The sequence below is a fragment of the Arthrobacter sp. 10L430 genome (genome assembly GCF_056395245.1).
This window is the reverse complement of sequence record NZ_JBFTJD010000005.1, coordinates 390,053-397,075: the sequence shown is the minus strand read 5'-3', so window position 1 is coordinate 397,075 and position 7,023 is coordinate 390,053. Positions and strand designations below refer to the sequence as shown.

The window sequence follows — 7,023 nt, the reverse complement described above, 5'->3', positions numbered from 1 at the left end:
CCCGGGAACTGCGCTTCCTGGTCCGCCGGGATGGTGTTCACATAGTCCGTGGTGGTGACCATCGGAACCCCGACGCTCTGGGCGCCGGCACGCTGCAGGAGACTGCGCATGATGTATTGGGCACGCTCGGTGCCCTGTTCCCTGATCAGTGAATCCAGGGACTCAACCCACTCGGCGGTCTCTTCCGGATCACGATCAGGCAGCTGGTTAGTCAACCCGCTGAGGATATGGGAGGTATCTTCTCCTGCAGCCACGTCCAACCTCTCTTTGCGCGCATGCATCGGCGCCCTCAGGTCCGGCAGGGTAGCTGCCTGGCGTGAACGCGACGTGTGCGACATATCGGTTACAACAGCCCGGTCATGTGCGCCGGGCAGGGTTCTATCTCGTCTACGACTGCCTATCCGTCCAGGGCGGTCGCCCCGAAGGTATGGCTGTCACCAGTCACTCTAGCTGTGACGGCTTGCCGATGCGTAGCCGCGTCTGGCGCCCCGGTCGTATTTGACCGTCATACTGGTTGTGTGACGCACAATAAGCCGCACCGCGGCAGCAGCAGCTTGAAGCACGCGCCCAAAGGGTGTTGGCTTGGAGTAATCGATATCACTATGCATAGGAGGAACACGTGAGTGAGGCCGACGCCGCCACTTCGGTAAATGTGGCGGAAAAATTGGGTTTCAAGAGCGGGGATCTGATTCAGGAGTTCGGCTACGACGATGACGTCGATTTCGACTTGCGTGATGATATTGAGGACCTGACAGGGTCCGAGCTCCTGGATGAGGACGATCATGACGTTGTGGACGCCGTAATATTCTGGTGGCGCGACGGCGACGGCGACCTCGTGGACACGCTCATGGATTCGCTGACCACCCTGAGCGAGAACGGCGTGGTCTGGGTGCTGACGCCCAAGTCCGGGAGGCCAGGTTACGTCTCCCCGGCGGAGATCCAGGAAGCTGCACCCACCGCGGGGCTTCACCTCACCACATCGCCGGGCGTATCCAAGGACTGGAGCGCCACGCGCCTGGTGACCAGGAAGAACAAGTGACCTTAACAAACACCGTCGCCCCAACGGGTGCCGCGGTTGTGCCCGCAGTAGGAGAGCAGGCTCCGGAGTTCACTCTGGTCAACCAGTTCGGGGAGCCGGTCCGGCTCGCGGACTTGCGGGGCCGGAACGTGGTGGTCGTCTTTTATCCCTTCGCCTTCTCCGGTATCTGCACCGGTGAGCTGTGCGAGATCAGGGACAATTTGGCCGTCTTTGAGCATGCCGACGCCGAAGTGCTGGCAATCTCGGTGGACAGCAAGTTCGCGCTGCGCGCCTACGCCGAGCAGGAAGGCTACGGCTTCAGCCTGCTGGCTGACTTCTGGCCCCACGGCGCCGTGGCCGAGCAGTACGGCGTGTTTGACGCGGAGAGCGGCATGGCTACCCGGGGCACCTTCATCATCGACGGCGACGGCATCATCCGGTACGTCGTTGTCAATCCCCGCGGCCAGGCGCGCGATCTGGGCGAGTACCGCCGCGTGCTGGCAGGACTGGCGCAGGGCTGACCCCATGGACCGGCAGCGGACCGGCGTCGGCCTGACAGGGTTTGCCAGTCTGCCTCCGGTGCCTGGGACGGAACCGTCGGCGTCAGAACTCCAGGTCCTGGGGGAAATCCGGGATCTGTTGTCTGGACTGCGCCTGGCCCTCCTTACCGGGGCAGGACTGAGCACGGATTCCGGAATCCCTGACTACCGCGGGCCGGATTCGCCGCCGCGGTCGCCCATGACCTACCAGGAATTCGTGCGCGACGAGGCGAACCGTCAGCGGTACTGGGCCCGGAACCACATCGGCTGGTCCCACCTCCGGCGGGCTGACCCCAATGCCGGCCACGCCGCCGTCGCAACCCTGGAGCGCCGGGGACTCCTGACCGGACTGATCACCCAGAACGTCGACCGCCTCCATGAGGATGCCGGAAGCGTGAATGTTGTGGACCTGCACGGCCGCTTCGACCAGGTCATTTGCCTGGACTGCCGGCGCACGTACTCACGCCAATTGCTCGCCGGAGTGCTGGAGGAGCTCAACCCGGGATTTCTTGACCGTGCGCTGGAATCCGGCGCCGTTGAAATCGCACCCGATGCCGACGCGACCGTCGAGGACTCGGCGCTGATCCGGAGCTTTGTGGTTGCCCGGTGCCCTGCCTGCGGCGGCGCCCTGAAACCCGACTTCGTGTACTTCGGCGAAAACGTTCCCAAGGACCGCGTAGAGCGCGCCTATTCGATGGTGGATGAGGCCGGAGCGCTGCTCGTTGCCGGGTCCTCCCTCAGTGTCATGAGCGGCCTGCGCTTTGTCCGCCACGCCTCAAAACAGGGCAAACCGGTGGTCATCATTAACCGCGGAGAGACGCGCGGCGATGACCTGGCAACCGTCAAGCTCGTTGCGGGGGTAAGCGAGGCACTTGCCTGGCTCGCCGCAGAATTGCCGGGCATTCCGCCGTCCTGATCCGGATTGGCGTTTCGAGCCAGTGTTCGGGTAGAGTCTATGTTCGTTGGTTGGAGCGCTTCGGAGCGAAAACCGGCAAATTGGGTCTTTAGCTCAGCTGGTAGAGCGCCACGTTTACACCGTGGATGTCATCGGTTCGATCCCGGTAGGACCCACAAAGAAGAACCCCGTTGTCCCGGCCGTTACGGCCCGGGGCAGCGGGGTTTTCTGCTGTAAGTGTGATGTTTGGTTCGAGGTTCTCACCCCAGAAAATGTCAGTGCCGGGCCATAGTCTCCTGGCATGGAACATGTACTGGTGAGAACTGCTGAAGACGGCCAGCCGGCTGCTGTCATCCGCGGAGGCCGCGAATGGACGGTCGGAGCGGAGCCGGTCCGCTGGTTTGAACGGGTCAGCTGGTGGGAAGCCGAGCGCAGGATGCCGCTGGGCCTGAGCCGTGTGGATGTTGAGGTCTGGCGGCTGCAGGCGAGGCTGGGGCGGAATGAAGACTCCGCACTGACCACAATGGAGGTCATGCGCGACGGCCTGGGCGGTGGCTGGCGACTGCGCGGTGCCGTTGCGGACGCCGCATGAATTGGAAAAGCCTTCCACCGCGACTATTGGGGGATGCCGCGGTGGAAGGCTTAAGTTGAATATACCGTGAACTTTCGGAAACAAGAAACTATGTCGTCATGCCGGGGCAACATTGCTGACCGGGCAGTGTGATGCCTTCCGAGGCTGCGGACACCCGCACGCGAACGAACACATGCGGCTCCTCTGATTCAGGGGCCGCACGTGTCCGTTCGCGCTTTTCAGGGAGGGGTTAGCTGGCGTCCTCGACCAGCAAGAGGTCGCGGGCCACGGTTTCCGGCGTGAAAAAGGTGGTGCCGAAGGAAATGAGGGCGAGCACCACGGAGTAGACGGCCAGCACAAGCCACGAATATCCCGTGGCGGCCAGCAGGGCTGCACCGACCAGCGGAACCAGGCCGCCTGCCAGAACGGCCGAGAGTTCACGGCTCATGGCCACACCGGTGAAGCGGTACTGGGAGCCGAAGAGTTCGGGAAGCAGCGGGCACTGCGGGCCAAGCATCGATTGCACACCGAGCGCGATGCCTACAACCATGACCACCCACACGAGAGTCACGTTGCCGAGGGTTACCAGATAGAACGCGGGGAAGGCGATGGCTGCCTGGAACAGTGCCCCGTAGCGGTATACCGGGACGCGGCCGAAGCGGTCGGACAAAGCTCCGAAAGTGACCACCATGACGGCGGCGAAACCGGCAGCGATCAGGAGACCGACCGGGCCGATGAACTTGTCGCCAGGGAAGACGCCGTCCTTTGCTGCCAGGAAAGCGATCAGCAACGCGGAATAGATCGAGGAGTTGCCGTTCTCTCCCATGCGCAGGCCGATGCCGATCAGGACATTCTTCTTTGAGTGCTTCCACAGCTGGCCGATGGGATTCTTGACCACATTCTTGTGCTTCTCCAGCTCCTGGAAGACCGGCGTTTCCTTCAGCCGCAGCCGGATGAAGATGGCCACCGCGATCAGGATCACGCTCGCGAGGAACGGCACGCGCCACAGCCAGCCCTCAAGAACAGCCTTGTCCGCCGTGGCGATCAGCGCAAAGGTGCCGGCACCCAGGAGCGTGCCCAGCTGGATACCAACGAACGGCAGCGAAGCAAAGAATCCGCGACGGCGGCGCGGCGCGACTTCGGAAATCAGGGTGGTGGCGCCTGCCTGTTCAGCGCCTGCACCAAGGCCCTGCAGGATGCGCAGCGTCACCAGTAGGACGGCGCCGAGCATGCCTGCCTGCTCGAAGGTGGGCAGCAGGCCGATCGCGAAGCTGGCTGTGCCCATCAGTCCGATCGTCAGGATCAGCACCATCTTCCGGCCAAACCGGTCTCCGATGTAGCCGAAGACCATGCCGCCGAATGGCCGGGCTGCGAAACCCACGCCGTACGTGGCGAAGGATGCGATCAGTGCACCTTCTTCACCAAGCGGCTTGAAGAACAGCGGCCCGAAGATCAGGGCGGACGCGAGTCCGTAAATGTAGAAGTCGTAGTACTCCAGGGCCGAGCCTACGGAGCTGGCAAGAGTTGCCCTTCGCAGCTGGTCCGGATCGACGACGGCGTCATCCGCTTCAGCCAGCGGTGTATTAGTACGAGTTGTCACAGGCACTCCCTCAAGAACACTCCAGGCCCCCGTTGGCCTGGTGGGATAGCGGCAACACCTATGGCGTCGATCACTATGTTGAACAGAGTACAACAAGTTGAACGACTAGCCAATACCCAGGAGAAGGAAAGGAGACGATGCGTCATTGTGACGCCGCTCGCACCGGGGAACGGCGGGCGGATCAGCCCATGGGGTTGCCCAGGGACCTCGCCAGCTCCTTCAGCTCCTTGACCATTTGCGCGCCCTGCTCGTCCGAATACGTGGCCTTGAGCGCCGTAACGGACAGGCCCAGGCTGGGACCGTGGGCGCCACGGGTTGGCACCGAGACGGCGAGACAGACCACGCCGGTGGTGGATTCCTCATCCTCGAAGGCGTATCCCTTTTCCCGGATGTCTCGGAGCTGGGCCTTGAACTCGGCGCCGGTGCGGATCGACTTCGGGGTGAGTACCGGCAGTTCAACGTCGTCAGTGAACATGGCGTCGATGTCATGATCGTGAAGACGGGCAATGAGGGCCTTGCCCACCGCGCACAGTGAAACCGGCATCTTGTCTCCGATGTTGGAGGTCAGCCTGACGGCAGGGTGTCCTTCATAGCGGGCAAGGTAGATGACGTTCGTACCGTCCAGCATGGCAATCCGGACGGTTTCCCCGGAAAGCGTGGGGGCCTGTTCACAAAAGCGGTAAAACTCCTGGACCTCATCCAGCCTGCTCAGGTAGGCAGCGCCGAGCTCGACGAGCTTGCGGCCCAGGGTGAATTCAGAGCCTTGCCGGCTAATCAGGCGGGCATCCTCAAGGGCCAGCAGCAAATTGGACGTGGAGGACTTTGGAATGCCCAGTTCGCGTGCCAGATCACTGAGCGTCAAGCGGCCCGTGGCTGATCCGGCGAGGGCTTCCAACACCGCCGCGGCACGGGTCACGGCGGGTGCAGGCGAGGTACTGCCTAATCCATCGCTGGGGCGGGAAGCGCGGGAATCGACCATGATTCTCCTTCAATCGGTACGCGCTCAGGACAGCGCAGGCAGCATATCGGTCAGCGGCGGCAGCGGCGGGGGTAATCCATCGCTGTTCATTTGGCTGAACACTTACCATCATAATGGCTCGGCGGATCACGGCGGCATGACGCTGGCCACGGAACCAGCGGTGCGGGGCTGGGCGGTGCGGGGCTGGGCGGGGGCTCAAGTGCGACCGTTCGCGCTCACTCGGTACGGCAAGGCGCTCAATCCGTGCAGCGAAGGGCCGGGCATCCACAGTGGTTGCCCGGCCCTTCGTTTCATCGCCTTACACGTCATCGCCTTACACGCTGCGCGGTTGCGTCCTGTTGAAGCCCGGCCTAGTAGAAGTGCACCGTGTCCACGAGGTGTGGGAGCTCTCCGCCGTCGAGGAACGTGCGCAGGTTGCTGCAGAACCGATCCGCAATGAGGCGGTTCTCGGCGGCGCTGAGTGCCGACGTGTGCGGCGACACCATGACCCTGGGGTGGTTCCACAATGGGCTGTCCTGAGGGAGCGGCTCAACCGCGAAAACGTCCAGGCAGGCGTAGGACACCTGCCCGTTCTCCAGTGCCTCGAGCAGCGCTTCCTCGTCCACCACCGTGCCGCGTCCCACGTTCACGAACACGGTGCCGGGCTTCATGGCGGAAAAGGTCTCGCGGTTGAAGAGCTTCTCCGTGTAGGGCGTTCCGGGCAGCGTGTTCACCACGGCGTCGGCGGAGGCCAGCAGGCCGGCCAGGCCATCGTTGCCTGCCACGTCCTCAATGCCGTCGATGGGTTCGACGTTCCGTTTCGTTCCGCTGACCTTCATGCCGAGCGCCCGGGCAATCCGTGCCGTTTCCAGGCCGATCTCGCCGAGGCCGGTGACCACCAGGGAGGAGCCGTTGACCAGCCGCGTCGGGGTGCGTAGCTCCGGCCAGACCTTTGCGGCCTGGTCCTGGGCGAGCTCGGCGCTCCGCTTGAAGCCGTTGAGGATGCCGAGCGCCGCAAATTCCGCGAGCGGCAGCGCGTGAACGCCGGCGGAGGTTGTCACCTTGAACTTGTCCAGCGTTTCGGCGTCAAGACCCGAGGCCTTCACTGCCCCGCCGGCCCCTGCGGCCATGGCGTGGATCCACTGCAGGTGGGGGTTTTCGCGGGCAATCCTCGCCAGGCCGGCCGGGCTTTCGTTCGGAAGGCCGTACAGGACCTGGGCCTTGCCCAGCATCCCCCAGTAGCGCTCTTCCTGCTCGGGGGTCCGCCTGAAGTCGGGATCACCGGAGTGGTCTGCCGGGAAGCGCTCAGGGGGCAGCAGCTCGGGTTCGTAGAGAACGGTCACGGAGGGATCTACGGCGCGAATGCGCTCCACCAGCTCGGCTTCGAGCGGGACGGCGATTGCGACGGTGGTTTCAGTCGTCATGCTGTTCATCATACTGAA

At 63.5% G+C, this 7,023-nt stretch carries 7 protein-coding genes, 1 tRNA gene and 1 pseudogene; 5 read left to right on the top strand and 4 right to left on the bottom strand.

The window, feature by feature from the left end:
- Positions 1-281: pseudogene (locus AC1DDG_RS08395) on the bottom strand (pyruvate dehydrogenase (acetyl-transferring), homodimeric type); the annotation flags it as partial.
- A 338-nt stretch (positions 282-619) separates the two neighbouring features.
- On the opposite strand from AC1DDG_RS08395, the gene AC1DDG_RS08390 reads away from it, so the two are divergent.
- From AC1DDG_RS08390 to AC1DDG_RS08370, 5 genes are all read left to right on the top strand, one after another.
- Entirely contained in the window at positions 620-1,039 is a 420-nt protein-coding gene (locus tag AC1DDG_RS08390; RefSeq protein WP_476875667.1) for a DUF3052 domain-containing protein, read from the top strand.
- Positions 1,036-1,539: a peroxiredoxin gene (locus AC1DDG_RS08385; RefSeq protein ID WP_476875666.1), complete on the top strand. Its 504-nt coding sequence runs from the start codon at positions 1,036-1,038 to the stop codon at positions 1,537-1,539. Before AC1DDG_RS08390 ends, AC1DDG_RS08385 begins: the two co-directional genes overlap by 4 nt.
- Before the next feature lie 4 nt (positions 1,540-1,543).
- On the top strand, positions 1,544-2,473 hold the full coding sequence (locus AC1DDG_RS08380; RefSeq protein WP_476875665.1) for an NAD-dependent protein deacetylase: 930 nt from the start codon (positions 1,544-1,546) through the stop codon (positions 2,471-2,473).
- Between the two features lie 82 nt (positions 2,474-2,555).
- A tRNA-Val gene (locus tag AC1DDG_RS08375) sits at positions 2,556-2,628 on the top strand.
- Between the two features lie 125 nt (positions 2,629-2,753).
- Entirely contained in the window at positions 2,754-3,044 is a 291-nt protein-coding gene (locus AC1DDG_RS08370) for a hypothetical protein (protein ID WP_230120892.1), read from the top strand.
- Between the two features lie 229 nt (positions 3,045-3,273).
- Here the strand turns inward: AC1DDG_RS08370 and AC1DDG_RS08365 are convergent, their stop codons facing one another.
- The 3 genes from AC1DDG_RS08365 to AC1DDG_RS08355 all read right to left on the bottom strand — a co-directional run bounded on the left by AC1DDG_RS08365 (position 3,274) and on the right by AC1DDG_RS08355 (position 7,017).
- Positions 3,274-4,629, bottom strand: coding sequence for an MFS transporter (locus tag AC1DDG_RS08365; protein WP_476875664.1), 1,356 nt, complete (start codon positions 4,627-4,629; stop codon positions 3,274-3,276).
- 175 nt (positions 4,630-4,804) lie between these two features.
- The gene (locus AC1DDG_RS08360; RefSeq protein WP_230120888.1) at positions 4,805-5,602 is read right to left on the bottom strand and encodes an IclR family transcriptional regulator; all 798 of its coding nucleotides are present in this window, start codon (positions 5,600-5,602) and stop codon (positions 4,805-4,807) included.
- Positions 5,603-5,952: 350 nt separating this feature from the next.
- Positions 5,953-7,017: a D-2-hydroxyacid dehydrogenase gene (locus AC1DDG_RS08355; RefSeq protein ID WP_476875663.1), complete on the bottom strand. Its 1,065-nt coding sequence runs from the start codon at positions 7,015-7,017 to the stop codon at positions 5,953-5,955.
- Between the last annotated feature and the right edge of the window lie 6 nt (positions 7,018-7,023).